Annotated in this window: 24 protein-coding genes, 3 tRNA genes, 1 other RNA gene and 1 pseudogene; 21 read left to right on the top strand and 8 right to left on the bottom strand. The window is 64.5% G+C overall.

The features are described 5' to 3' along the window. The first annotated feature begins 1 nt into the window (after window position 1). The gene (nadC, locus tag E2L06_RS01910) at window positions 2-817 is read left to right on the top strand and encodes a carboxylating nicotinate-nucleotide diphosphorylase (protein ID WP_138778081.1); all 816 of its coding nucleotides are present in this window, start codon (window positions 2-4) and stop codon (window positions 815-817) included. Window positions 818-820: 3 nt separating this feature from the next. Here the strand turns inward: nadC and E2L06_RS01905 are convergent, their stop codons facing one another. After that, complete coding sequence (locus E2L06_RS01905) at window positions 821-1,342, bottom strand: hypothetical protein (RefSeq protein WP_138778079.1); 522 nt, start codon at window positions 1,340-1,342, stop codon at window positions 821-823. 76 nt (window positions 1,343-1,418) lie between these two features. Further along, entirely contained in the window at window positions 1,419-2,117 is a 699-nt protein-coding gene (locus E2L06_RS01900; protein WP_138778077.1) for a lipoate--protein ligase family protein, read from the bottom strand. 56 nt (window positions 2,118-2,173) lie between these two features. On the opposite strand from E2L06_RS01900, the gene E2L06_RS01895 reads away from it, so the two are divergent. Then, complete coding sequence (locus E2L06_RS01895) at window positions 2,174-3,049, top strand: hypothetical protein (RefSeq protein WP_138778075.1); 876 nt, start codon at window positions 2,174-2,176, stop codon at window positions 3,047-3,049. Window positions 3,050-3,103: 54 nt separating this feature from the next. Then, window positions 3,104-3,592 carry a PaaI family thioesterase gene (locus tag E2L06_RS01890; RefSeq protein ID WP_138778073.1) on the top strand — a complete coding sequence of 163 codons (489 nt, stop codon included), beginning with the start codon at window positions 3,104-3,106 and terminating at the stop codon, window positions 3,590-3,592. A 20-nt stretch (window positions 3,593-3,612) separates the two neighbouring features. Here E2L06_RS01890 and E2L06_RS21660 read toward each other — a convergent pair whose 3' ends face one another. Then, window positions 3,613-3,768, bottom strand: coding sequence for a hypothetical protein (locus E2L06_RS21660; RefSeq protein ID WP_171052287.1), 156 nt, complete (start codon window positions 3,766-3,768; stop codon window positions 3,613-3,615). Between the two features lie 129 nt (window positions 3,769-3,897). After that, on the bottom strand, window positions 3,898-4,470 hold the full coding sequence (locus E2L06_RS01885; protein ID WP_138778071.1) for a cysteine hydrolase family protein: 573 nt from the start codon (window positions 4,468-4,470) through the stop codon (window positions 3,898-3,900). A gap of 227 nt (window positions 4,471-4,697) precedes the next feature. Between E2L06_RS01885 and E2L06_RS01880 the strand changes: the two genes are divergently transcribed. The 6 genes from E2L06_RS01880 (at window position 4,698) to E2L06_RS01855 (ending at window position 12,591) form a co-directional block, all read left to right on the top strand. Continuing rightward, on the top strand, window positions 4,698-6,605 hold the full coding sequence (locus E2L06_RS01880) for a glycoside hydrolase family 15 protein (RefSeq protein WP_138778069.1): 1,908 nt from the start codon (window positions 4,698-4,700) through the stop codon (window positions 6,603-6,605). A 6-nt stretch (window positions 6,606-6,611) separates the two neighbouring features. Further along, the gene (locus E2L06_RS01875; protein ID WP_138778067.1) at window positions 6,612-8,096 is read left to right on the top strand and encodes a vitamin K epoxide reductase family protein; all 1,485 of its coding nucleotides are present in this window, start codon (window positions 6,612-6,614) and stop codon (window positions 8,094-8,096) included. 2 nt (window positions 8,097-8,098) lie between these two features. Continuing rightward, the gene (locus tag E2L06_RS01870; RefSeq protein ID WP_138778065.1) at window positions 8,099-9,118 is read left to right on the top strand and encodes an SDR family oxidoreductase; all 1,020 of its coding nucleotides are present in this window, start codon (window positions 8,099-8,101) and stop codon (window positions 9,116-9,118) included. A gap of 143 nt (window positions 9,119-9,261) precedes the next feature. After that, on the top strand, window positions 9,262-10,917 hold the full coding sequence (locus tag E2L06_RS01865; RefSeq protein WP_138778063.1) for an Hvo_1808 family surface protein: 1,656 nt from the start codon (window positions 9,262-9,264) through the stop codon (window positions 10,915-10,917). A gap of 140 nt (window positions 10,918-11,057) precedes the next feature. Next, a complete protein-coding gene (locus tag E2L06_RS01860; RefSeq protein WP_138778061.1) occupies window positions 11,058-12,209 on the top strand; it encodes a nicotinate phosphoribosyltransferase in 1,152 nt (383 codons plus the stop codon). A 112-nt stretch (window positions 12,210-12,321) separates the two neighbouring features. Further along, entirely contained in the window at window positions 12,322-12,591 is a 270-nt protein-coding gene (locus E2L06_RS01855; RefSeq protein WP_138778059.1) for a hypothetical protein, read from the top strand. Between the two features lie 68 nt (window positions 12,592-12,659). Here E2L06_RS01855 and E2L06_RS01850 read toward each other — a convergent pair whose 3' ends face one another. Further along, a complete protein-coding gene (locus E2L06_RS01850) occupies window positions 12,660-13,259 on the bottom strand; it encodes a TIGR00296 family protein (protein WP_138778057.1) in 600 nt (199 codons plus the stop codon). 105 nt (window positions 13,260-13,364) lie between these two features. On the opposite strand from E2L06_RS01850, the gene rnpB reads away from it, so the two are divergent. Continuing rightward, an RNA gene (gene rnpB / locus E2L06_RS01845) (RNase P RNA component) lies at window positions 13,365-13,853 on the top strand. Between the two features lie 251 nt (window positions 13,854-14,104). Here the strand turns inward: rnpB and E2L06_RS01840 are convergent. Continuing rightward, window positions 14,105-14,177: transfer RNA gene (locus E2L06_RS01840), tRNA-Arg, on the bottom strand. A gap of 321 nt (window positions 14,178-14,498) precedes the next feature. On the opposite strand from E2L06_RS01840, the gene E2L06_RS01835 reads away from it, so the two are divergent. The 3 genes from E2L06_RS01835 to E2L06_RS01825 all read left to right on the top strand — a co-directional run bounded on the left by E2L06_RS01835 (window position 14,499) and on the right by E2L06_RS01825 (window position 17,478). Beyond that, window positions 14,499-15,944, top strand: a complete 1,446-nt coding sequence (locus E2L06_RS01835; RefSeq protein WP_138778055.1) for a single-stranded DNA binding protein — start codon at window positions 14,499-14,501, stop codon at window positions 15,942-15,944. A gap of 66 nt (window positions 15,945-16,010) precedes the next feature. Next, window positions 16,011-16,442, top strand: coding sequence for a histone (locus E2L06_RS01830; RefSeq protein ID WP_138778053.1), 432 nt, complete (start codon window positions 16,011-16,013; stop codon window positions 16,440-16,442). Between the two features lie 4 nt (window positions 16,443-16,446). Then, on the top strand, window positions 16,447-17,478 hold the full coding sequence (locus E2L06_RS01825; RefSeq protein ID WP_138778051.1) for a histone deacetylase: 1,032 nt from the start codon (window positions 16,447-16,449) through the stop codon (window positions 17,476-17,478). Window positions 17,479-17,502: 24 nt separating this feature from the next. Here the strand turns inward: E2L06_RS01825 and cca are convergent, their stop codons facing one another. Continuing rightward, complete coding sequence (cca, locus tag E2L06_RS01820) at window positions 17,503-18,882, bottom strand: CCA tRNA nucleotidyltransferase (protein WP_138778049.1); 1,380 nt, start codon at window positions 18,880-18,882, stop codon at window positions 17,503-17,505. 94 nt (window positions 18,883-18,976) lie between these two features. On the opposite strand from cca, the gene E2L06_RS01815 reads away from it, so the two are divergent. The 4 genes from E2L06_RS01815 to E2L06_RS01800 all read left to right on the top strand — a co-directional run bounded on the left by E2L06_RS01815 (window position 18,977) and on the right by E2L06_RS01800 (window position 20,531). Continuing rightward, window positions 18,977-19,049: transfer RNA gene (locus tag E2L06_RS01815), tRNA-Asn, on the top strand. A 109-nt stretch (window positions 19,050-19,158) separates the two neighbouring features. Beyond that, window positions 19,159-19,740, top strand: a complete 582-nt coding sequence (locus E2L06_RS01810; protein WP_138778047.1) for a molybdenum cofactor biosynthesis protein B — start codon at window positions 19,159-19,161, stop codon at window positions 19,738-19,740. Between the two features lie 81 nt (window positions 19,741-19,821). Beyond that, window positions 19,822-19,896: transfer RNA gene (locus E2L06_RS01805), tRNA-Ile, on the top strand. A gap of 344 nt (window positions 19,897-20,240) precedes the next feature. Beyond that, complete coding sequence (locus tag E2L06_RS01800; protein ID WP_138778045.1) at window positions 20,241-20,531, top strand: hypothetical protein; 291 nt, start codon at window positions 20,241-20,243, stop codon at window positions 20,529-20,531. Window positions 20,532-20,967: 436 nt separating this feature from the next. On the opposite strand, the pseudogene E2L06_RS01795 reads toward E2L06_RS01800, so the two are convergent. Beyond that, window positions 20,968-21,297 (bottom strand): annotated as a pseudogene (locus E2L06_RS01795) (hypothetical protein); the annotation flags it as partial. 314 nt (window positions 21,298-21,611) lie between these two features. Here E2L06_RS01795 and E2L06_RS01790 point away from each other — a divergent pair. The 4 genes from E2L06_RS01790 (at window position 21,612) to E2L06_RS01775 (ending at window position 25,437) form a co-directional block, all read left to right on the top strand. Next, complete coding sequence (locus tag E2L06_RS01790) at window positions 21,612-22,103, top strand: pyridoxamine 5'-phosphate oxidase family protein (RefSeq protein ID WP_138778043.1); 492 nt, start codon at window positions 21,612-21,614, stop codon at window positions 22,101-22,103. A 236-nt stretch (window positions 22,104-22,339) separates the two neighbouring features. Further along, the gene (locus tag E2L06_RS01785; protein WP_138778041.1) at window positions 22,340-22,813 is read left to right on the top strand and encodes a DUF5812 family protein; all 474 of its coding nucleotides are present in this window, start codon (window positions 22,340-22,342) and stop codon (window positions 22,811-22,813) included. A gap of 117 nt (window positions 22,814-22,930) precedes the next feature. After that, complete coding sequence (secF, locus tag E2L06_RS01780) at window positions 22,931-23,806, top strand: protein translocase subunit SecF (protein ID WP_138778039.1); 876 nt, start codon at window positions 22,931-22,933, stop codon at window positions 23,804-23,806. After that, window positions 23,803-25,437: a preprotein translocase subunit SecD gene (locus E2L06_RS01775; protein WP_138778037.1), complete on the top strand. Its 1,635-nt coding sequence runs from the start codon at window positions 23,803-23,805 to the stop codon at window positions 25,435-25,437. The genes secF and E2L06_RS01775 overlap by 4 nt, the downstream gene beginning before the upstream one ends. Window positions 25,438-25,814: the final 377 nt, after the last annotated feature.

Genomic DNA, 25,814 nt, shown 5'->3' with positions numbered 1-25,814 from the left:
GATGATCACCGACACACAGATCGAACAGTGGCTCTGCGAGGACATCGGCCACCACGACGTGACCAATCAGGTGCCCGGCGAGACGGTCGGCCGACTCGTCGCGAAGGAGTCGGGCGTCGCCGCCGGCCTCGAGGCCGCGACGGCCGTCTTCGAGTACCTCGACGTGCCCGTGACCGATCAGCTCGCGGACGGCATCGCGGTCGACCCCGGTGACGAACTGCTCCGGGTCGTCGGAGGTGCCCGTGAGGTGCTGCGCGGCGAGCGCGTCGCCGTCAACATCGCGGGCCATGCCTCGGGGATCGCGACGCGGACCCGCGAAGCGGTCGACGCGGCCAGAGACGAGTCCGACGACGTCGCGATTGCGGCGACCCGCAAGACCACGCCCGGCCTGCGCGGCATCGAGAAGCGTGCGGTCGTCGCGGGCGGCGGCGACACCCACCGGCTCGATCTCTCCCACATGGTGATGGTCAAGGACAACCACGTCGCCGAACTGGGGCTCGAGAACGCCGTCGAACGCTTCCAGGAGCGAACGTCGTTCGCGACGAAAGTCGAGGTCGAGGTTGAGACCGTCGACGATGCCCCGCTGGCGGCCGAGGCGGGTGCAGACATCGTCTTGCTCGACAACATGACGCCCGAACGGACGGCGGCGGCCGTCGACGAACTCGCCGACTACGAGGGCGTGCTGGCCGAAGCCAGCGGCGGCATCACCCTCGCGGACGTGCCCGACTACGCCGCGACCGGCGTCGACGTGATCTCGATGGGGGCGCTGACCCACTCGGCACCGTCGCTCGACTTGTCGTTTCGAACCGGGGAGTGACTATCACTCTGCGTCCCAGGCCCGAACGTCCGACTCCTCGAGAAACAGCGACGGATCGTCGTGGGAGAAACTGACCCAGCCGTCGTCCGGATCGGCCAGTACGTGCACCAGCAGTTGTTCCTCGAGTAGGGCAGTTTCGAAGACGGGGCGAACAGCCGTGATGTCGTATGCAAGCGGGACGAAAATCGCCGTTTCGCTGTCGTCGTCGCGTTCGACAGCGAGGGCGACCCGCTGGTCGGTCTCCGCCTCGGCGAGTGGTCGATAGTAGACGTCCGCCGCGGTGATCGTTACATTACCGTCGTCGATGAGTCCCGCGACGACATCGTACTCGTCGGCGCTGACCGTCGCATCGAGGCCGACCCGCTCCTCGCTGTCGACTGGTTCGATGTCGGTCGGCTCGAGGACGACGACGTCCCAGCCGTCCTCGCGGTACTCATCTGCGACCGCCCGTGTATCTTCGAGGAGTTCGGTCCACAGGGATTCTGCCAGGTCCGGCTCGTCATCGGCTGATTCGTCCGTCATCATCGCGCACCCTCCGGTCGTGATCGGCACGTCATATGCGAGTCGAACACCGCGAAGCGGAAAATAGTATCTCAGTCTCTCACAGTGACTCGATCGAAACGGTGGTCGCGTCGCCGACCAGCGCGTCTTCGATCGCCGCCCGAACGGGCTCGGGATCGGTCGGGCCGCCCGCCGCCGCGATACTCCCGACTGACGCCGGCGCGAGCGCCACGCCGAGCGAATCATAGACCGCCTCAAGCACAGCCGAGAGGTCGCCACGATTGGCCACGAGCACGATGCCGGCGACGAGGGCGGCATCACTGCGAACGCGCTGGGCGATGCCGACGACCTTGCGCTCGCGTTCGCCAGCGTGCGTATTGACAGAAAGCGAGTGCGTGCCGGGGCAAAACGAGTCGTCGGGCTCGCCGTGGCTCGGTTCGAGGCCGAGGTTCTGAAGCGCCTGCTCGAGGGCGGCCGTGGCGCGTTCGTATCTGTCGGTCGTGCCAGTTCTGCCGTCCGTAACCGGCTCGGCACGGGCAAACGCTAGCGTCGTCGCGCCGTCGTAGGCCACCGCGCGGCCGCCGACATCGCGCTCGATCGGCGGGAACCCACGCTCGGTGGCGGCCACACAGGCACGTTCGTACCCCTCGAGGCGAGCATCCCGACGGCCGAAGGCGACCTGTCGATGGGGCGTCCAGACGCGGACGGCGGATTCGCCGCCGGCGGCGATCGAAAGCAGCCGTCGGCTCGCGTCGCGATCAGTCTCGATGGACGCCGCCCGACCGCGAAAGACGCGCATACCATGGGTTAGAGCCGGTGGGTCTAAACGCTCCCGCCGCCCAGCGTTGATATCCGATGGCCGTCACGCTCCCCGAACCCGTGCTGGCGCAGTACGAGCGCTTCTCGCTGTACAACTCGCCGTATCCCGCCCACGACGGCGGCTGTGCGATCGATCTCTATCCCGGGACGCTGGTCGACGGCCGGACGACCGCCGCGCCGAGCCCGGTCGCTGGGACCATCCGCGAGACCCGCACCGTCCGCGCGCCGCCGAAACCCTACGCGCCAGAACACGATCACCTGATCCTGCTCGAGCCCGCTGACTCGAGTCCGCTCGCGGGACTGACGGTCAGAATCCTCCACGTCGAGCCGTCGGTCGCGGCCGACGACGTTGTCGAACGAGGGGAGTCGCTCGGCCGCCTCGTCCGGGCTGGCTTTTTCGCCCCCTGGGTCGACAACCACCTCCACGTGGGGGTTCGCGGCCCCGAGCAGAATCCCTACCGGGCGTCGGGGTCGCTCCCGATCGACCTCGGCGTCTCGGTTCGGTCGCTCGCGTGGGACGGCACCGGCCGCGTCGTCTCGAGCGGCGATACCTATGCGGTCCTCGACGCACCCGTACACCCCGATCCCGGCACTGGCTTCGTCGGCGTACGCGCCGACGGGGGTGGTGTCCTGGATGGCGGGCTACCACACTACGACGGCGGCGGGGTCCTCGAGCGCGGCGACGATACCGACCCCGTGGTCTCGCTGAACGGCGATCGGCTCGGCGTCGCCGACGGCCGCACGATCACGTGGGACGACGTGACCGTGATGGCAAACGACGAGCCGATCACCGGGCTGTCGCTGTTCTGTGCGCAGGATGGGGACTTCGGGGCGAAACTGATCTGTCCCGAGCGGTCGTTCGCGGTCGGCGAACGGGTTCGGGTGCGGGTTCGCTCGAGCGACCGGGACTGAGAGGGAACATTCGGAAACGCAGCCGTCAAGACCGTCGCTCCTAGACAGGAGGCTATGACCGAGGAGACGCCACCGGACGTGTTCGACGAGTTCGACGACCTCGAGAGTCTGCTCCAATATTCTCTCGAGGAGGACCACGAGTTCCTCGCGTGGCTCGATACGAGCGTCGACAACGTCGGCGATGGGACGATGACGATGTCGATTCCCTACGACGAGAAGCTGACGAACACGCGGCCAACCGCCGATCCCGACGAGCGGGCTGACCTCCACGGTGGCGTCGCAGCGACACTCATCGACACCGTCGGCGGCCTCTCGCTTCGGACGGCGATGGACGACCCCTTCGAGACGAAAATCGCGACGATCAACCTGAACGTCAACTATCTGCGCCCAGCAACGGGCGATCTCGTCGCGACTGCAGATGTGATCCGAGTCGGTAGCAGCGTCGGCGTGAGCGAAGTTACCGTCGAAAGTACGACGCCCGACGGGGAGACGAAAGTCGTCGCCATCGGACAGGGCGCATACCGAGTTTTCCGGTCACAGTAGAGCGAGTCCACGACACCGTCTCAGGAGTCAGCAGTCAGTTTTCGGAGCCGTACCACGAGGGCGACCGTCACGAGCCCGAACGCGATCGCATACAGATTCGAGCCAGCCGTAGCGAAATACCAGAGTGCGTACGCACTGGCCGCAACGCCGAGCAGATACAGTGGTCGTTGGTTCATTCGCCGTCACCGCCTCTCTGTGACTCGAGACCTGATTCGATCGCAAAGTCCCCCCGCCGTGGCTGCAATACGTGCATACCGCACGTTGGATCGCCGACGACGAAAAAGACGGTGGGACGGCTGTCGCGATTACGCGAACTCGAAGTCGGCGCTCTGCTCGACCTCGCCGAACAGCCAGTCGGCGTGCTCTAAGGCGTACTCGTGGTGCTCGTCCTCGAGTGCGCCGATACAATCTTCGACCAGGATCGGCCGGAAGTCCCGCACCCCCGCACTGCCGCCGGTATGGAGCACGCAGACGTTCGCGAGCGTGCCACAGATCACTAGGTCGTGGATGTTGCGAGCGTTCAACCACCCCTCGAGTTCGGTGTTGTAGAAGGCGTCGTAGGTGTGTTTCTCGAGGACGTGATCGTCCTCCATGACCGGGAGTTCGTCGACGATCTCGGCCTCCCAGGAGTCCTCGAGGACGTGTTCGCCCCACTGCTCGAACTCGTCGTAGTAGTGGGCGTCGTCGAACTGTTCCGGTGGGTGGACGTCGCGGGTGAAGATCACCTGGACGCCGGCCTCGCGAGCACGCTCGACCAGATCAGCGATCGGCTCGATGACGGCCTCGCTGCCCGGCGCGTACAGCGATCCCTCTGGGTGACAGAACCCGTTTTGCATGTCGACGACCACCACTGCCGTGCGGTCTGGCTCGAGGCGCATAGCTACGTAGTCGTACGGGCGGGATTGTGAAAACGTTCGTGTCCATTTCAACGCGGGACCTGCAGTTCGCGTTCTCACGTGAGCGTCAGGAGCCATACCGCATCCGTCACGACCGTCAGCAGCCACGAGCCGCCCTTTCATGTGACTGCCGAATAGGGAACGCGCTGGAACGATTATCCGCGACTCGTCACGGTCTGTGCACGAACTGACCACGAGATGATGTGAGTATGCAATACAACCCCCTCGCTGAGTACGGCGCGATCGGCGACGGGAACACGGTCGCCCTCGTCGGTCGCGACGGCTCGATCGACTGGTGTCCGTTCCCCCACGTCGAATCGCCGAGCGTCTTCGCCGCGCTGCTCGATGCCGACCGCGGCGGCCGCTTCGCCGTTCGGCCGACGGGGTCGTTCGACTCCGTTCAGCGGTATCGCGATCGAACCAACGTGCTCGAGACGACGTTTCGGACCGCCGACGGGGAAGCGACGGTGACGGACTTCATGCCCGTCGCGGAGGCGACCCAGTCGCACGACCTGCCGCCTGCCGTCTACCGGCGACTCGAGGGCGAAGACCGGCCGCTCGAACTCGAGATTCAGTTCGAGCCGCGATTTGACTACGCGCGTGACGTCCCCGAGATCGAACCGACGGCAGACGGCGTGGTCGCGCTCGGCGACGACGAGCGAGCCGTCCTCTCGAGTGACCTTCCGATCGAGCCGTCGGCCGACGGCCACGCGGCGAGCGCGACGGTGACGCTCGCCGGCGGCGAGCAACGCTGGCTGGTACTCGGCTACGGCGACGAAATCCCGCTCTCGCCGGCCGCACACGGGGAGACGCTCCGGCGCACCGTCGACTACTGGCAGGAGTGGATCCACGACTGTGACGGTGTGGACTGTCCCGTCGGCGGCCGGTGGCACGACCTCGCCGTCCGTTCGGCGCTCGTCCTCAAACTGCTTATCCACCGGGAGACGGGCGCGGTGTGTGCGGCTCCGACGACCTCGCTGCCCGAGGATCTCGGCGGTGTCCGCAACTGGGACTATCGGTACAACTGGATCCGCGACGCGGCCTTTACCGTCCGGGCGCTGTCCGAACTGGGCCACCTCGCGGAGGCCCGGTCGTACTTCCAGCTGTGTCTCGACCATTGCCGCCAGCACGACCCCGCCGCAGTCCCGCCGGTCTACGGCCTCCACGGCAGCAGTGACTTCGAGGAACGCGTCCTCGATCACCTCGAGGGGTATCGCGGTTCGGCACCCGTTCGCGTCGGCAACGCGGCCCGGGACCAGCACCAGCTCGACGTCTACGGCGAACTGATCCTCGCGATTTACGAGGCCGTCCGCTACGGCGAGTCGGTGACGACCGACGACTGGGAGGTCATGCGTGACCTCATTGACTACGTCTGCGAGGGCTGGGACGAGCCCGACGCGGGCATCTGGGAGGTCCGAAGCGATCCCCAGCAGTTCGTCTACTCGAAAGTCATGTGCTGGACCGCGCTGGACCGCGGGATCGAACTCGCCGAGGCCGCCGACGGCATCGACGCGCCCCTCGAGCGCTGGCGGAGGTGTCGCGCGGACGTTCGAGCGGCGATCCTCGAGCGCGGGTTCAGCGAGCGGACGAACAGTTTCGTCCGGGCGTTCGGCGACGACGACACGTTGGATTCGGCGAATCTACTCGTCCCGATCGTCGGCTTCCTCCCGCCCGACGACGAGCGCGTCCAGGGGACGATCGACGCGACCATCGACCGGCTGGTGACCGACGACGGCCTCGTCCGACGCTACGAGGGCGACGACGGCCTTCCGGGCACCGACAGCCCGTTCGTCGTCAGTTCGTTCTGGCTCGTCACCGCGCTCGCGCTCGCGGGGCGAACCGAGGAGGCGACCGCGCGCTTCGAGACGATCCTCGAGTACGCCAGCCCGCTCGGACTGCTGGCAGAGGCGGTCGACCCGGAGACGGGCGACCAGCGTGGCAACTTCCCGCAGGCGTACAGCCACATCGGACTGCTCAACGGCGCGCTCGCGCTGGCCGATACAGCCGGTTCGAGCGCCACATCGCCAGCCACACCCGCACCGCTCGGCCGCGACGAGTCGCTTGCAGACCTCGACTCGAGCGAGGAGATCATCAGCCCACCGACCGACACGAACTGAGAGACCATGAGCGACGACAGACATGACGACTCGACCGACGAACCGACCGCCGTGACGACCGACGCGCGCGAGCGGCCCGAGAGGGCCGACGGCGGCGACGGGAACCGAGACGGAACCGACGGCCAGGACGGCGACGGTGGCTCGATGCGGCCGGGCGACATGATGCTCGCCCATCCGACGGAAGAGGTGTGGCCGCAGTACGCCATCATCTCGCTGGGTCTCTGGCTCATCGCGAGCACGCCGACGCTGGGGTACGAGAGCGTGCTAATGGGCTGGAACGGGATCGTCAGCGGCGTCGTCCTCATCGCGCTGGCTGGGCTCACGATCTATCGGGAGAGCGGCTACGCCAACTACGCCAACGGCTTCGTCGGCCTGTGGCTGGTGTTCGCGCCGATCGCGTTCTGGGCGCCGACGGCAGCAGCCTACGCCAACCACTCCCTCGTGGGCGTCATGGTGATCACCTTCTCGGTCCTCATCGTAATGCGCTCGGAGATGGACGGACCGGCCGTCCCGCCGGGCTGGTCGTACAACCCTTCGACAGGTGCCCAGCGTGCCCCGCTGATCGCACTCGGGATCTTCGGCTTCTTCACCTCGTGGTACATGGCCGCCTTCCAGCTCGAGTACATCAGCAGCGTCTGGGATCCGCTCTACGGCGCGGGGACCGAGCAGATCCTCACGTCAAAGGTGTCGGAAGCGTTCCCGGTCTCCGACGCCGGGCTCGGCGCGGTGGCCTACTCGGTCGAGGCGCTGATGGGCTTGATGGGCGACCGGCGGCGCTGGCGCACGATGCCGTGGATGGTCGCCTTCTTCGGGGTCGTCGTGATCCCGCTTGGGTTCGTGCAGGTGCTGCTGGTCATCTCCCAGCCGATCATGGTGGGGACGTGGTGTACCCTCTGTCTTCTCTCGGCCTTTGGCATGCTGTGGATGATTTCGCTGACCGTCGACGAGGTCGTCGCGATGGGCCAATACCTCGTCCGACTGACGCGCCAGGGCGACAGCCTCTGGACCGCCTTCTGGATGGGCGGGACGATCCCTGAAGACGAGGCCGGCGTCGACGAGGCCACGGAGCGACCGATCGGCGAGTCGTCGATCGGCGAGCCGTTCTGGGGTGTCTCGATCCCGTGGACGCTGCTCGCCGCGATGGTGCTCGGGGCCTGGCTCATGCTCTCGCCGACCATCTTCGGGACGACCGGGGCGATGGCCGACAGCAGTCACCTCGTCGGCTCGCTGGTCGTCTCCTTCACCGTGATCGCGACCGCGGAACCCGCCCGCGCGATCCGGTTCCTGAACGTCCCGCTGGCCGCCTGGATCGCCGTCGCCCCGTTGCTGGCGACCGGTGTCCCGACGATCGCCGCGATCAACGCCGTCGTCATCGGCGCGCTCGTCGTGATCGTCAGCGTCCCGCGCGGCCCGATCGCTGACCGCTACGGCGGCTGGGAGCGCTACGCCACCCTCGAGACGGTCGATCGGCTGAACCCACTCAGTAGCTAACCATGTCTGAATCCACTGATTCGGAAGTCGTCGTCGTCACGGGTGCATCGGCCGGCGTCGGACGAGCCACCGCTCGCGCGTTCGCCGACCGCGGCGCGAAAGTCGGCCTGCTCGCACGCGGCGAGGATGGCCTCGAGGGCGCACGCGAGGAGGTCGAACGGGCCGGCGGCGAGGCGGTCGTCGTCCCGACGGACGTCGCCGACCCCGATGCGGTCGAGGCCGCGGCCGAGGCCGTCGAGGACGCGTTCGGCCAGATCGACATCTGGGTGAACAACGCGATGGTCTCGGTGTTCTCGCCGGCCGCGGAGATGACCGCCGACGACTACCGCCGCGTTACCGAGGTCACGTATCTGGGGTACGTCTATGGGACGCAGGCCGCGCTCGAGCGGATGCGACCCCGCGACGAGGGAACGATCGTGCAGGTCGGCTCGGCGCTGGCGTATCGGGGAATTCCCCTGCAATCCGCGTACTGCGGCGCGAAACACGCGATTCAGGGGTTTACTGAATCGGTTCGAACGGAACTCATCCACGACGACTGTGACGTCCAGCTATCGATGGTGCAGATGCCCGCGATGAACACCCCGCAGTTCGAGTGGTCGAAAAGCCGGATGCCGAAGAAACCACAGCCGGTGCCGCCGATCTACCAGCCAGAAGTCGCCGCGCGTGCGATCCGGTGGGCTGTCGACCACGACAGAGACGAACTGTGGGTCGGCCGGTCGACGGTGAAGGCGATCCTCGGCAACCGCGTCATGCCGCGGCGACTCGACAATTATCTCGCACGCGGCGGGTACGACTCACAGCTGACGGACGAACCGACTGATCCCGGCCGGGAGCACAATCTCCACGAGCCGGTAGCAGAGGATTTCGGTGCTCACGGCCCGTTTGACGGCCAAGCACGCGACCGAAGCTACCAGCTTCAGGCGTCGATGCATCGGCGAGCGCTCACCCTGCTTGCCGGCCTCGTGGCTGCGATCCTAAGCGTCCTACTGGGCTTGCGGGCCGCGTCGACCGACGCCGAGTGATACGGTCTGCTGGAACGAGTTCCCCGAGCACCCGCAGGACGGTCGCGGGTGCACCGGCACCCACTGACAGGAGTTCGTATGAGCGGCGATGCGACCGGCGTACTTTTTGCACTTCCATTCAAATGTATCACTAGTCACGTCAGATGCCATCGACGCGTCCCCGCACGTCAGCCGCCCTCCGTGTACTGGTCCTCGTTGGAGCGCTGGTGATAAGCGGCCTCGCCGGCCCAGTGATCGCAGCCGATGCGGCCGCGGCTCCCGGCGGGACGACCGCTGCCAGTGCCGATCGAGCCGAACCGGCCCCGCGTCTGGAATCGACTCCGGCCACAAACGCGGCGGTCGCCCCACCGGACGACCGTCCCGCGACCCCCTCCACCGAGGACACGGTCGGCTACGTCGAAGGCTACTGGTACGACGACGAGTTGCCCGTCGACGGCCAGTCGGATGCGGTCGTCGACGACGACGACCTCGAGCCCGTCGTCTACCGAGCGATGGCCCGCGTCGAGGTGATTCGGAACCAAACGTTCAAAGAGGAAGTCGCCGTCGACGTCGTCTCCCGCGAAACCTACCGACAGACCAACGACGAGCGCTTCGAGAACTATACTGCAGCCGAGCGGTTAGAACAGAACGTCGGTTACGAAGCGTTGTTTACAGTCGGTCGGGACACGACGGCAGTCAACGCGACCAAGACAGTGTACGGCGGTGCCGTCAAAGGCTACTACGACCCCGAGACTGACGAGATCGTTATCGTCTCCGAAAATCCCGAAACACCGGCGCTGGACGAGCTCACGCTCGGCCACGAACTCGTCCATGCCCTGCAGGACCAGCGGTTCAACCTCTCGGAGCTCAACGGCTCCACACAGGACGCTAGCCTGGCGACGAAGGGGGTGATCGAAGGCGACGCTAGCTGGATCGAACGCGAATACGAACATCGCTGTGGCGTCGAGTGGGACTGTCTTACACCCCGTAGCGACGGGGGACCCGGCCAGTTCGACGTCAATTGGGGTATCTACGTCGCCATCTACCAGCCCTACAGTGACGGGCCAGGCTACATCGACTACCTGCGCCAGCAAGGCGAGGGCTGGTCGGCGGTCAACGCGGCCTACGACGAGCCGCCGGCAACCACGTCGGCGGTCATCCATCCCGGCTCCGAGCGCGAACCGGTGACCGTCTCGGTCCCCGACCGCTCGAGCGACGGCTGGCGACAGCTCACCGTCGACGGCGTGGTGGCAAACGACACCATCGGCGAAGCAGGGATGGTGGCGATGTTCGCCGCCGACGCCATGGATCAGGACCAGCCGTCGGTGCTCGACGCGACCGATCTCGACGTCCTGGGCGGCGGGCGTGGCTTCGACTACGATCACACCGTCACCGACGGCTGGGCCGGCGACAGACTGGTTATCTACACCACCGACGAAATCGACAACGCGACCGATCCCGCCGACGCGGCGGGCCAGGCCGGCTACGTCTGGCGAACGGAGTGGCAGTCGGCCGAGGATACCGGCGAGTTCCTCGAGGGGTATCGAGAACTCCTCGAGAACCACGGTGCCGAGGCCGTCACCGCCCGACAGAACACCTTCGTGATCGATGATGGCGGCTACTCGGGTGCGTACTATATCGAACGAAACGGGACGACCGCAACGATCGTCCGCGCTCCGTCGGTGGCAGCGCTGTCGAACGTCGACGCCGGTGCTGCGCCCGAAGCGACCGCCGGCACCGGAATGCGGGCCGCGGTCGGCGCGATCGCGGTCACACTGTTCGGAACGGGAGCCTGGCTCGCCGTCGGCCGTCACCGATAGCGACCCGGGTCGCACACGACGTATCAGCCATCCGACTATCGGCGCTGCGAACGCGCGCAGCTGGACCAGCAAGGGACCGCCGTCGCCGTCGCTCGCCGGCAGACGGGTAGCTTTTTTGCCTCCCGCGGAAACTCGGCGATATGTCAAATCCGTTCGGAACCGTGCCCTCGGAGGCGATTCTCGAGGGGGACGCGACTGACGCCTACTTCGAGCGAACGCGGGCCACGCTCGAGCACGCGGGGAAAAACCCCCACGTCGTCGCCGAAGTCACTGCAGACCAGTTCCCGACCGGGGAGTTCGAGGTCTTCACCGGCGTCAAAGACGTGGCAACGCTCTTTGAGGGCCGCGCCGTCGACATCGACGCGCTCCCCGACGGCCAACTGTTCGACGGCGGGCCCGTCCTCCGGATCGAAGGCCCCTACCTCGAGTTTGCCGCACTCGAGACCTCGATGCTCGGCTTTCTCTCCCAGCCGAGTGGCTTCGCAACGGCCGCACTCGAGACCAGACTGGCAGCGCCCGAGTCGCTGGTGTTGTCGTTCGGCGCGCGCCACGTCCATCCCTCGATCGCGGCGACGGTCGAACGAGCGGCGTTGCTCGCCGGCCTCGATGGGTTCTCACACGTCGCAGCAGGGGAGATCCTCGACCGCGAGGCAGGCGGGACGATGCCCCACGCGCTCATGTTCTGTTTCGGCGAGGGCAATCAGGCCGACGCCTGGACGGCGTTCGACGAGGCTGTCGGCGAAGACGTCCCCCGAATCGCGCTGGTCGACACCTTCTGGGACGAGAAAAGCGAGAGTCTGCTGGCCGCCGAGACGCTCGGCGAGGACCTAGACGGCGTCCGCATCGACACGACAGGCTCTCGGCGCGGCGATTTCCGGCACATCATCCGCGAAGTGCGTTGGGAACTCGACGCACGGGGCTACGAGGACGTCGACATCTTCTGTAGCGGCGGGCTCACTCCCGAGACGATCCGGGAACTGCGCGATGTCGCCGACGGCTTCGGCGTCGGCAGCCACATCACCGGTGCCGACTCGGTGGACTTCAGTCTCGACATCGTCGAAATAGACGGCGAACCGATCTCCAAGCGCGGGAAACTCTCCGGGATCAAAGACGTCTCCCGAACGCCCGACGGCGGCCACCACGTCACGCTGGCAGACCGCGACGGACCGACCGAGGGCGAATCGTTGCTCGAGCCGCTGGTCCGCGACGGCGAGCTCGTCCGCGAGTTCGATCTCGCAGACGCGAGCGAGCGATGTCTGGCCGACGCTGAAGCGGTCGGATTCGACCACTAGACGGCATTACCCGATCGATAGCTGTGTGGGCTGGCCTGTACGCGAATGCGAGAGCACACCAGCTCAGATAGGATAGTTGACCTTTTCCTGGACGCGGGGAAACCAATCATCGATGGTCGCCGCCGCTGACCCCCCACACTCTCGAATCGCGACGCAGCTTGCGATCCGCCTCGTCATCGTCTTTGCGGTCGGTGGCGTCTGTACGGTGCTCCTCCTTCCGGGACCGACACTGCTCTCGATCCCGCTGATCCTCGTCGTCAACCTGTTCGTCCTCTGGTTTACCGTCCACTACGTGTTCGCGGCGCTGAACGCACTGCTCGAGACGAAACTCGAGCGGCTGGACCCCCATCGGCCTGCTGAATCGAGCGACGACACGAGCTAAGAGTGGGAACGAACTGCGTTGCGCATTGCTATCGGCACACCGAGTGTCTCGAAGAACCGCGGACCCGTTCAGACCTGCTCGATACTGCCGTCGGCCTCGCGCTCGCGGAACACTTGGCCTTCGAACAGTGTGACGCCGACGTTGTCGTCCTGCCACGCATCCGGCGCGAGCTTTGCCTTCCGGCAGGTGCGCTCGAGATATTCGCGGGCGGTCCAGCCGTTTTCGACCGGGACCGTCGGATAGAGCCACCCACCCTCGCCGCCGTCGATGGCGATGCCGTGGGTGCCGACCTCGAGGTCGGCCAGCGGATCGTCGGTCAGCACGACGTTTCTGACGATACAGACCGAGACCGTCAGATTCGACAGTTCCGACGGGCTGACCTCGGAGCCACAGGAGTCCCCACTGGCGGCTTCGATCGCCGCGTCGACGATGACGTGGCCAAGCTGGTCGCCCGAGCGATAGCCGCCTGCACAGCCACGTAAGCTGCCGCGGCCGCGAGTCGACTCGAGGCGGACGAACGCCCCGGTTCGCTCGTAGAAGGCCTCGCGCATGCTGCCCGGTTGTTCTCGCTGCCCGTGTCGTACGTAGGAGTCGACGGCTTCACGCGCGAGTTCGACCGCACGTGCACCGTCCTCGTAGGAAAGGTCGACGCCCTGTCCCTGGGACATACAGATACACATGGAAATGAGCATCCTAAAGCGCTTCCATTCGCTGGTGGGCTCTTTTTGCTGCCTAATCGGGGGACTTATTCGGCAACCGCCCCTATACAAACTGGGAGAGAGAGCCTGGCTGCCGCGATGGCCGCGCCGGCAACGGCGCGACTACCTTTCGTGATCCGTCCCTCCGGGACGCATCACGCTCGTAACGTTGGCCAACCCACTGGGTTGCCCAACGCCCGCGAGGAAAGTCCCCCCACCTGTTCGGGCAGGTGACCGGACGCAAGTCCGGAGCGGGAGACCGCTGGCTCTGGAACAGAAACGACACGTCTCGGCCCGACCGATGATGCGCGCGAACCCGACCGAGAGGAAGGGGAGCTAACCCGCAGAGGGAAGCGTGGTCGCATATCGCTCGCGGTTTAATTCCGCGGGTCACGCTCGACGTGACCGACCACGCACTGACGGCCGAGGACCGATGGAACGGCGAACCCTCACCGGTGCAAGTCCGCGCCGTGGTAGCCCGAACACCCCGCGGCCTCGCCGCGGACGGCGCGGACGCTCAGCCGAATGCCGGGATGAACAGAAGGGGGCTTACTCCTCTCACCTACGTTTCGATCGTGAGTTGCGACGCCGTCGCTCGAGCACTCGAGTTTCACACCGACATGAGCGGCTCGCTTCGCTCGTTGGTGTTGTGTTGGTGAAAACGTCCTGACGGAGTCCAACGCGAGCCGGGCGGGACCGGAGGTCCCGCTGGAAACCGGCGGCTTCGCCGCCGGTGACGCGAGTGAGCGTTGGGCACGTCAGGACCGAACGACGCAGCGAGTGCTGAACAACGTGAAGCACTCGAAAGGAGTGAGCGTCCTGACGGAGATTTGAACTCCGGTCCCTGGCTCCGCAAGCCAAGAGGATAGTCCACTACCCTATCAGGACTCATCTCTACGTAACCCGCTGACCATTAAAGCCCTTTCGAAACGAAGCCGCCGCTGGCTGTCGATTCCTGCTGTCTGCCGACACGTCTCGAGGGGCAGAGTGTCACAGTAGCCAGCCAGGGATTTATATACTGAAAGGCGGCCAGGTGGGGTATGTGTCCCCGTTCGAGTCCCGACAGATCGTGGCGTTTCCGTGCCGGGTCTGCGACGGCGGAATGGGTCGATCCGGCCAGTATGCGTACTGTACCCGTCGAACATCCCCGAACCGGGAAGCAGCGAATGGATAACGCTTATGCGCGGGCTACCCATGCACGAGCATAGAATGAGCGACATCGAGGGTGTATATGAGGACCTCGAGGCCGACGTTTCCCTCGAGGAGTTTCGCGAGGCCGTCGAGGCGAAAGTCGAGCAGATGGGCGGACTCGCAGACGAGGAGACGGCGGCGATGCTCGTCGCTCACGAAGTCGGCGAGAGCGAGGTCGGCGGTATCGCCGATATCGAACCCGGCATGGAGGAAGCGAAGTTCGTCGCCAAAGTGCTCTCGATCGGCGAGAAGCGGACCTTCGAGCGCGACGGCGAGGACGAAGACGGCCAGGTCGTCAACGTCGAGGTCGCAGACGAAACTGGCTCGGTTCGGGCAGCATTCTGGGATGACCATGCCGAAGCCGCCATCGAAGAGCTCGAGGAGGGACAGGTCCTGCGGATCAAGGGCCGCCCCAAGGAGGGCTTTTCCGGCGTCGAAGTCAGCGTCGATGACGTCGAACCGGACGACGATACCGAGGTCGACGTGCAGATCTCCGATACCTACGCGATCGAGGACCTCTCGCTTGGCCTCTCGGACGTCACCCTCGTCGGCCTCGTCCTCGAGACCGACAGCGTGCGCACGTTCGACCGCGACGACGGCTCCGAGGGGAAAGTCTCGAACCTCGTCCTTGGGGATTCCACTGGGCGCGTGCGCGTAACACTGTGGGACGAACAGGCCGACCTCGCCACGGAACTCGAGGCCGGGACGACCGTCGAGGTGATCGACGGCTACGTCAAGGAACGCGACGGCAGCCTCGAACTCCACGTCGGCAACCGCGGTGCCGTCGAGGAAGTCGACGAAGACGTCGAGTACATCCCCGAGAGCACGCCGATCGAGGACCTCGAGATCGGCCAGACGGTCGACGTCGCTGGCGTCGTCCGCTCGGCCGACCCCAAACGCACGTTCGACCGCGACGACGGCTCCGAGGGACAGGTCCGGAACATCCGCGTCCAGGACGCCACCGACGACATCCGCGTCGCGCTATGGGGCGACAAAGCCGACATCGACGTCGGGCCGGGCGACGAGGTCGCACTCGGCGACGTCGAGATTCAAGACGGCTGGCAGGACGACCTCGAGGCCTCCGCCGGCTGGCAGTCGACGGTTACGGTCTTAGAGTCCGAGTCGGCCAGCTCGAGCGGGACCGAGGATACAGGCGACTCGAACGACGAAAACGCCGGGCTGTCTGCCTTTGCCGATGACGGAACGGACGAAGAGACGGCGACAGATGGCACCGGCGCTGGGTCGCCGACGACCGAGCACGGCGATGCCGGCGCGGACGCGCCGTCGGACGGCGAGGAACTCGAGTTCACCGGCGTCGTCGTCCAGGCGGGCGATCCGGTCGTCCTCGACGACGGCGAGGAGACTATGAGCGTCGCAACCGATGCCGATGTCGGCCTCGGCGAGGAGGTAACCGCCCGAGGGGTCGTCCGCGACGGCCGTCTCGAGGCAAACGACGTGTTCTGACGCCTCGAGCAAGCAGATCGCGAGACTAGGAAAAGCGTTAAGGGCGTTAGCTTCGCCTATAATGATATGAACGTCGAACTCCCGTTCGCCCCGGTGGACACGATAATCCGGCGGAACGCGGGCGAGCTTCGGGTGAGCGCCGACGCGTCCAAGGAACTCGCAACGCGGATCCAGGAACACGGGAGCGAGCTCGCGATCGACGCTGCCGAGGAGGCGACGGCAGACGGCCGCAAGACACTGATGGCACAGGATTTCGGGGTCGAGGCGGCCATCGACAAAGACGATCTCGAGTTACCGGTCGCACCGGTCGATCGCATCGCTCGGTTAGAGATCGACAACCGCTATCGCGTCTCGATGGACGCCCGCGTCGCGCTGGCCGACATCCTCGAGGACTACGCCGACAACGTCGCCCGGGCAGCGGCGATCCTCGCGCGCCACGCCGACCGGCGGACGATCACCAACGACGACATCGAAACGTACTTTTCGTTATTCGAGTGAGCAAATGCAGTTCGGCTACAGCGAGGACTGTCTCGCACACGATCCCGGTTCGCGCCACCCGGAGTCGCCGGACCGGCTACGAGCGATCCGGGAACGACTGAAGCGTAAACACGGCGTCGAGTACGTCGAGGCCGACCCCTGCGATCTCGAGACGATGGCGGCCGTCCACGACCGCGAGTATCTCGAATCAGTACGGGAATTCTGCGAGAACGGCGGCGGCAATTGGGATCCCGACACGACCGCCGTCGAGGCGACCTGGGACGCGGCCCGCCGGAGCGCCGGGCTCGCCTGCTGGGCCGCCGAATCGGCACTCGAGGGAGCAACCGGTCGCGAGACGCCGTTTTCGATCGGCCGGCCGCCGGGACACCACGCGGTGTACGACGACGCGATGGGGTTTTGCTTCGTCAACAACGTCACCGTCGCCGCCCAGTACGCCCTCGATCACGACGACCACGATGTCGACCGCGTCGCGATCCTCGACTGGGACGTCCACCACGGCAACGGGACACAGGACATCTTCTACGACAGGGACGACGTATTCTTCGTCTCGATCCACGAGCAGGGACTCTACCCCGGCACCGGCGATGTCGACGAGACCGGTGAGGGTGATGGCGAGGGAACGACGATGAACATCCCGATGCCGGCCGGCACCGACGATCACGAGTACCTGGCTGCCATCGACGGCCCGATCAGCGCCGCGTTCACCGCGTTCGATCCGGATCTCGTCCTCATCAGTGCGGGCTTCGACGCCCACCAACACGACCCGATCTCCCGAATCCGGCTCTCGACGGAGGCCTACGCACTGATGAGCGATCGCATGCGGTCGCTCGCCGACGACGTCGACGCCGCGCTGGCGTTCGTCCTCGAGGGAGGATACGGACTGGACGTGCTCGCCGACAGCGTCGCACTCGTCCACGAGACATTCGACGGCCGCGAGCCGATCGAGCCCGACGACGACCCCGGAGAAAAGGCGAAAGACGCCCTCGAGGACGTGCTCGACGAACACGACCTCGACGTGGACGTCGACGAGCTCTGAAACGCCCGCGTACCACGTTCTGTCTCAGGGCCGGGGATCGAAATACGCCGCGAGGCCCGTTCCGAACTCGTCGAGCAACGCCGCAATGTCGTCGCCGACCAGGACCTCGTATCCGTCCTCGAGTGCCGTCTCGACGTGTGCGCCGAGGCCGACGTCGAAGAGCCGATCGCTCTCGAGGTATTCACGAGCCGCCGTGAACGAGCGCGGGCGCTCGGTGACGTACCGGCCGCCCTCGATGAAGGGGCCGTAGGCGTTGGGGTCGTCCGCGTAGGCGTCGTAGAAGCCGGCGGCGTGGTCGCGGACGTGGACCGGCGGCCCCTCGTGGCGCTCGACGGCAGGACGCTCGCTGACGGCGAGTTCGGCGAACACGACGGCCGTGTCGTCGGCGAACGTCGTCGCCCGGAAGACGTCGAACCCACGATCGTCGAGCCCGTTCGTGATCCCGTCGAGTGACTTGTAGAGTTGCGGATAGAGCTGATCGTCGACCAGATCGGGCGCGTCGAATCGGACGGCGACTGGCGTGGTGGTTCGTTGCTCGAGGTGGTCACGCAGCGCTGCGTCGGTGAGCGGCTCCGGTTCGTCGGCGTCGAACAGTTCGACTCGTGGGTTCGCGAGGAATTCGCGGGCGTAGTGTTGGAACCGCGCGACGTTCTCGGCCGCACAGACGGCGGCGACGTTGCGCTCGGGATCGGTGGGATCGATGATGACCAATGGATCGTCGAAGCTCGAACGGCCGTGATCCTCGGGATCGAGTTCGACCGGTGGGTGCCAGTCGGCGGCCGCCTCGAGCAGCGGCCGAAAGCCACCGTACTCGCAGACAAGCAGTTCGGTGAGATAGCCACTGAAGCCCTGCGTCCGAAGGTCGCTGCCGTAGACGCCGATCCCCTTGAGGAACTGCTTCGTGACCCGGACGTCGCCGGCGAGGTTGTCGTCGAGTCGTCGATTGAGATACTGGGTGTGGAAGGGTGTCCGATCGACTGCCGACCGGATGTCCGTCGCCGACTCGAGGCGAAAGCAGGGGACGACATCGATGTCGAACCCCTCGACTTCACCTTTCACGTAGGGGTGTTCGGCGTACTCCTCGTGGCCGTCGGGCACCGTCGCGTGACCGACCTCGAGGCCGTACTCTTCTAGGGTTTCGCGGTCGAGCTCCGGCGGGAAGCGGACGAAGATGTCGATGTCGCGGTCGCCGCTAATCCAGGTGTTTCTGGCCGTCGAGCCGACCTGCAGAACGTCGGCATCGGCACACAGCTCCGTGGCCGCCGTCTCGGCGCGCTCGATCAGCCGGTCGGCGACCTCACGAAGCCGCATCCGTTCTTCGGCAGCCGGATCGACGCGATCGCGCACCTCGGCGACGACCTGTTCTCGGTCGTGATCGTCGCGGTCGGCGTCCTCTTCGCTCATGGCTGGACTCACTCGAGCGGTGCGTGAAAGGGTATCGAACCCGCTGCAGGGAAAACGAAAGTCCTATTAAATGCACCCGACAATCAGAAGATAAGCCGAAGTAGCTCAGATGGTAGAGCACCTCGCTGTTAACGAGGTTGTCCCAGGTTCGAGTCCTGGCTTTGGCGCTTCTCCTGATTTCACACTCGAGTAGCCAGTGGTCCGTGTCGGCTCCCGGCAACTGGACACGCGCTGGGTCGGGGCAGGATTAACGTCGGCCGACGGCGATATGGGGGTATGACCAACGATAGCGACGACCGTCGGGGGACCGACCATCACGGCCACGACCTCATCGACCCGCTCTATGTCGGGATCGTGACCGTCTCGAGTTCGCGAGCGAACGAATCCGATCCCGACGATCCGGGCGGCGACACCATCCAAGACTGTTTCGAAGCCGAGGGCCACGAGATCCGCGAGCGACGCCTGGTTCGGGACGACTACGCCGCGATCCGGACGGCTGTCCGAGGGCTGGTCGCGCGCCAGGACATCGACGTGGTCTGTACCACCGGGGGCACGGGTGTCACCGTCGATGACGTCTCCCCCGAGGCGACCGCCTCACTGTTCGAGCGCGAGCTGCCAGGCTTTGGCGAACTGTTCCGGTCGCTCTCGTGGGAGGAAGTCGGCACCCGGGCGATGGCCTCCCGTGCGACGGCAGGGATTGCCGTCGACACACCGGTGTTCTGTCTGCCCGGCAGCAAAAGCGCCTGCGAAACCGCCTGCGAGGAACTGATCGTCCCCGAAGCGCCCCACCTCGCGGGGCTGGCGACGCGCCATCGCGCCGGGACGGACGAGCCGACGCTGACGGAATACCAGGAGTAGTCCCGTCGGCATGGGCTCGAGATATAGCGAGCGAACCGGACAGCAAACGTTAATTAGCGCGCACGGTTTGTGCCGAGTGGAGGGCCCTTAGCTCAGTCTGGTAAGAGCGCTCGGCTCATAACCGAGTGGTCGTTGGTTCGAATCCGGCAGGGCCCATCCGCAAAAAAAAACCGAAGTGTGGCCGAATCTTCTTCGGCCCATGAACGGGTTCTAGACCAACTCGAGACACGGTTTTCTGGTCTCGAGCTACCCCGTCTGAAACTGAACCGAACCAGTCACTGGTTCCGAGTCACCACCTTCATGCGAAATTAGTAGCCGAAACGGGGTGGTTGGCCTGACGGTCACACCGTAGCCGTCGGTCGATCGTCATGGAGGTGAGTCGGCGTGAGCCGTCTCGTCAAATCCGACGAGTGCGAGCGCTGCGGTGACCGGATTAGCGGGATTCGTCAGTTGTGTTCTGACTGTACGCGCGCGGTTCGCGATGCACGAGAGGGCCTGCCATGAGTTCTCGAGCATCGGGACTCGAGAGTTCGAAAGCGAGCGGCGACGCCATCGAAGCCGAGATCGTCCAAGCAGTCGACGCCCTCGAGTACGTCGGTGATCGCACCGCAACCTGGCACGATGCACGGACGACGGCCGTCCTCGAGTCGATCCGTCGTTTAGGCCACCGTTCTTCTCTGGTTGACCGATACGTTTCACCGATTGTGGGCCGAGATGAGCCGTTCAGTGAGTCGAAAAACGAGGATTTCGGGAGTCGTGTGTACGAGTATGCGGATCAGGACCGACGGTGACTATGCATCCCAATGAGACGCGATCGAACGAGCAGTGACTTTCGAGGTCGATACCGAAATCGCCGTCACTACTGATTGAGTGTTACTCTCGAGAAACGCCGGCCAGAGGCCAGCGTTTGCTCCCATCCGATAGGTGACCCCCCATCCGATAGGTGCTGTGTCGATCGGATGAGTCTGAGATCGATCGGCGATGTGGCCATTGACGTGAGAACGATCCCAGGATGGCGGTGAGGGTCCGTCTGCCTCGAAGCCGATCAGCTTCGATCTGGCAACGACGAAATCACCTCCCCGCCGTCTACGGATTCAAATTGCGGTGAAATAACCTTGTTGGCCGAATGACGTTTACCGAAAGAGTCAACAGTAATAACCGAAAACAATAGACCACCTCCGGAACTCCATCCGGAGGTATCCCCCCATCCCCCATTGCTGTTTTATTAAAAATCGAGTCGATCGCGATCCTCGCCTGCTCGGTCCTGCGGTGATCGCCGCCATCGTGCCACCGCAGCAACGGGAGATCCCTCGAGCGAACCATCTTGTCTTGGAGGATCGTCAGTCCCGATCGCCCACGCGGTCGGTAGACGACAAAACAGTACCAGCCGTCGTATCGCCGGGGCTTCTCGTGATACTTGCGGCAGACCTTCCAGTTGCCGGACTGTCCGTCGGCGTGTTCGTGCATCGTGCTCTTGCTCTCGACTGGCGTGTCGCTGCCGAATCTGGCGTCGTGTCAGGTCGCACGCTCGAGTTCGAACCGTCGCTTCTCGGCCATGCATTTCTCGACGGCTGTCGCCGTCGGCGACAGCGTCTTGGGTGCGATCGAGGTATGAACCGTTTTGTCCGGCAGTATAACCACTGACTGAGGACCGCAAAGATTCTGGACGTTCTCTGGCAGGACCCACCCAGAAACTACACGATGCTGAGCCAACGTAGCGGAGGGTAGGTACAGTGGTTACACGATGGGTGAACCGTAAGTCGTGCGTGGAAAGCCAACTTGCCACGAAGACACACTTTGGAGAGAGGTCTGAGACGCAGGTGACATTCCGCCAGGAACATCTTAGTGGTCTCGGACCATCGTGGTACATGATGACGACCGACGAACTCAGCGACTATGGCATGGTCCGGATGAATGACGACGAGATTCGCGGGTTTCTGTCGAGTCAGAGTATTGGGGTGCTCGGTCTTCCAACCAAGAATGTCCCCGTCATGCGCCCGCTATTCTTCTGGTATGACGGTGGATCCCAAATCTACTTCCTGTATGTTATAGGGCCTGAAAGTCAGAAAGAAGACCTCAGCGACCGTGCTGATGCTGCTCGATTCCTCGTATTCAATGTTGACACACCATTCATGTGGACGAGCGTTCTTCTCACTGGCTCGATCAGTGATGTTCCTGAGAGCGAGCGAGAGCCAATCGAAGATGCTATGGAAATGCGGTGGCGTCCGGACTTGTTCGAACGGGCTGGCACATCAGAAAACACCAAACTATACCAACTCCAGATCGAAGACCGAGCCGGTATTACCCACAGAGGACTGCCGCCTGCGTTTGAGACGGACTCGTCCGAAGACCAGTCAGAGTAACGGAACCGCATTTCGAGACGATTGTATCCTGATAGCGTAGATGTGTCTTTGCACATACAGGAGTGGCAACTCACTCCGGCAGTCCCACACCACTACAACTCATTCAGGAATAAATACACGGGCCACGATTTGCCGTAGGATCTCTCGAGTCGACCCCAGTGGCGACTCTCACTCGAGCAGCTACCACACAACCCAAAGCCGAAACCCCGAAACCTATCAATGACCTACGAGCGACCATGAGCAAAAAGACGGGTACCTTCGTCGTCACGCACGCCGAACCCGAATCGGCGGTCGTCCGCGACGTCGAGACCGCACAGGTCCACCCCCTCGGGTCGAATCCCGGCCTCGAGGTCCACGACGTTCTCGAGGCGACCGTCGCACCGGAACCGCCCCTCGAGGTCGCGTGGGAAGTGATCGACGTCGCGGAACGGCGCTCGATCGAGCTGGTCGACAGCGATCTCGAGCCGACCCAGCACGAAAAGGAGTTGGCAGCCGACGGTGACGTCGGCGACCTGATTCAGGAAGAACGGGCTGGAACAGGTGAACTACACGTGTTCTGTGTCCCCGAGAGCGAACTCGAGGCGGCGGCCCAGGACGTCCTCGAGGACGAGGAGACGATCGCGCGCGCGGCCAGACTCGAGGCGGTTCGGGTGGAAGTCCGGCGCTCGGCCGACGACGGCGTGTTGAGCGTCCGGTATTTGCCGGACTGAGCCGATAACATCACTGTCTCGAGGTTCGAAATCGCGGAATTTGATTCGGGACCACGCGGCCGTAAAGAGAGTCCGAATTGAGAAGGCTTACTTCGTGGGCTGCAAGAGAAGCGATATATGGCGTATTTCGACGTACCGGAGATCGAATACAACCGGTACAGTAACCGCCAGCTCGCGGCGGTTCCGCTCGCGGTCCTCGCGGTTGCATTGCTCGTCCTCAGCGGGTCGTTTCTCGTGTACGGCACGCCGGTGCCGCTGGGGATGGACTTCGCCGGTGGGACGGAACTGACCGTCCAGACGACGACGCCGGCCGACGACATTCCGGCGGCGTTCGACGAACAGCCCGAATCGGTGACGGCGGCGGGCGGCGAGAACCAGTATATCGTGCAGTTCGCCTCGAGTGACTCCCAGACCCTGCGGGAGCAGGCCGAGTCGAATCTGGCCCAGGACGGCGGTGATGATATCATCCGATCGATCTCGTCGACGTCGGCGAGCTTCGGGCAGGGGAGCCAGCAGACGGCTCTGATGGGACTCGTCATCGCCTTCGTCGGGATGAGCGCCATCGCGTTCCTCCTCTTTCGGACGTTCGTTCCGTCGATTGCGATCGTCATCTCGGCGTTTTCCGATCTCATGATCCCGCTTGCGTTCATGCGCCTCGCCGGGATTCCGCTCTCGCTTGGGACGGTCGCCGGGTTGTTGATGCTGATCGGGTACTCCGTCGACTCCGACATCCTGTTGAACAACCACGTCCTGCGCCGGAGCGGTGACTTCTATGAAAGTACGTACCGCGCGATGCGTACTGGCGTCACGATGACCGTCACGTCGATGGTCGCGATGCTCGTCATGGGCGTCGCGGCGTTTCTGTTCGGTATCGATCTGCTGGCATCGATCGGTATCATCCTGTTCGTCGGCCTCGCAGCCGACCTGATGAACACGTACATGTTGAACCTGAGCTTGCTTCGCTGGTACAAATTCAAGGGGGTCCGCTCATGAATCCGATCAGCGCCGTCAAAGCCAACTGGCGGGTCCTCATGCTGGTGGCGTTCGTCGGCTTTGCCGTCGTCGCCCTGTTCATCCCTGGCGGCATCGTCGCCGACAACAGCGTCGCCGGAAACGAGAGCCTCCAAGACAGTCCGACGAACCTCGAGTTCGGCCTCGGCCTCGAGGGCGGGACCCGGTTGCGGGCTCCCGTCACGGGGATGACCGCTGAGGGGATCGCGTCCGATGGGGTCGACGAAGCCCGTATCGACGAATTCGAGCAAGCACTCCGCGGTGACGGGGTGGACCAACTCGGCCTCGAGCCGGCGAACGCCAGCGTCCACGTCCAAGACGACGGGACGGTCGTCGCAGAGGTATTCACAGACGACGTCAGCGAAGCGGAGTTCGCTGCGGCACTGCAATCGGCAGGCGCCGACGTCTCCGAAGACGACATCCGTGATGGCGTGAGCCAGCGGACCCGCGATCAGATCATCGAGACTATCCAGACAAAGATCAACGCTGCGGGGCTCTCCGGTGGGACGGTCTACGAGCAGACGACGCCGAACGGAAATCACTATATCGTCGTCGAGGTGCCCAATATGGGCTCCAACGAACTCCGCAATATCCTCTCCGAGCGAGGTGTCGTCGAGGTCGTCGCCTACTATCCCACCGAAAGCGGGAACCAGACCAACGAAACGGTGCTGACCGGTGACGACATCGCCAGCGTCGACCCACCCCAGCAGCCACAGTCGCGGCCGGGCCAGGCGAGTCAGGGCTACGTGGTCCCGGTCCAGGTCAGTGAGGAAGCCGCGCCCGGGTTCCAACAGCAGATGAACGATCAGGGCTTCACCGACCCGAACGAAGGAATGGGCCGGTGTAGTCTCGGCACCACCAATGGAACCGTTGACTTCGACCACGAGGCCGAGCAGTACTGTCTGGTGACGGTCACCGACGGCAAGCCCGTCGCCGCACACAGCATGGGCTCGAGTCTGGCCGACTCGATGCGAAGTCAAGAGTGGGCCAACGATCCCACCTTCCAGATGGGTGCCCAGAACCAGCAGGACGCCCAGTCGCTCTCGGTCAATCTGAAAGCCGGCAGCCTGCGCGCGCCACTCGACTTCGGTGAGAGTCAGGTCTACTCGATCGAAGCGGCCCACGCCGACCAGTTCAAGCAGTACTCCCTGCTGATCGGGCTCCTCTCGGTGCTCACCGTCAGTGGCGTCGTCTACGCCCGCTATACGGACACGCGCGTCGCTCTGCCGATGATCGTCACGGCACTGGCCGAGGTCGTCGTCTTGCTCGGGTTCGCCGCGCTGATCCGCATGCCGCTGGATCTCTCCCACGTCGCCGGGTTCATCGCCGTCGTCGGGACTGGGGTCGACGACCTCGTGATCATCGCCGACGAGGTGATGGACGAAGGAGATGTCAGCTCGGAACGCGTCTTCCAGTCGCGGTTCCGCAAAGCCTTCTGGGTCATCGGCGCCGCCGCGGCGACGACCGTCGTTGCCCTCTCGCCACTCGCCGTCTTGAGTCTCGGCGACCTCCGCGGGTTCGCGATCATCACCATCCTCGGTGTCTTCATCGGGGTGCTCATCACTCGCCCCGCCTACGGTGACATCCTTCGCCGACTGTTGACCGACCGGTAACGCTCGTTTTGACCGGCCTCACCGGCCGTTTCGACATCGTGGACACCAGTCGACGGTGTCGCCGTTACCGTGTGCGGACGCGAAATCGTACGAAACAGAGTTGTTACACGACGTACAGCTCGGCATTCTAATCATCACCACAACGCACCGCTTATAGGGTAAAAAACGATCAGCCGGCAGTTGCAGCTTTGCTCGAGGCCCCGAGCGGGCTCGACAGTACGCCGCAGTTGCATGTCGAACCGCAATCGAACGACGATTCTGTGCTCGAGTAGCACCGATTCGAGTAGACGATAGTACACGTTGGAGGATCAGATATCGCGTGTGAGCGGCCACTCGTCTCCGACAGGATGCCGACCGAATCGAGTCACACACCGGGT

It is taken from the genome of Haloterrigena sp. H1 (assembly GCF_005938085.1).
GTDB lineage: Archaea > Halobacteriota > Halobacteria > Halobacteriales > Natrialbaceae > Natrinema.
The sequence above is the reverse complement of the archived record's forward strand: the minus strand, read 5'-3'. Positions and strand labels throughout refer to the sequence as shown.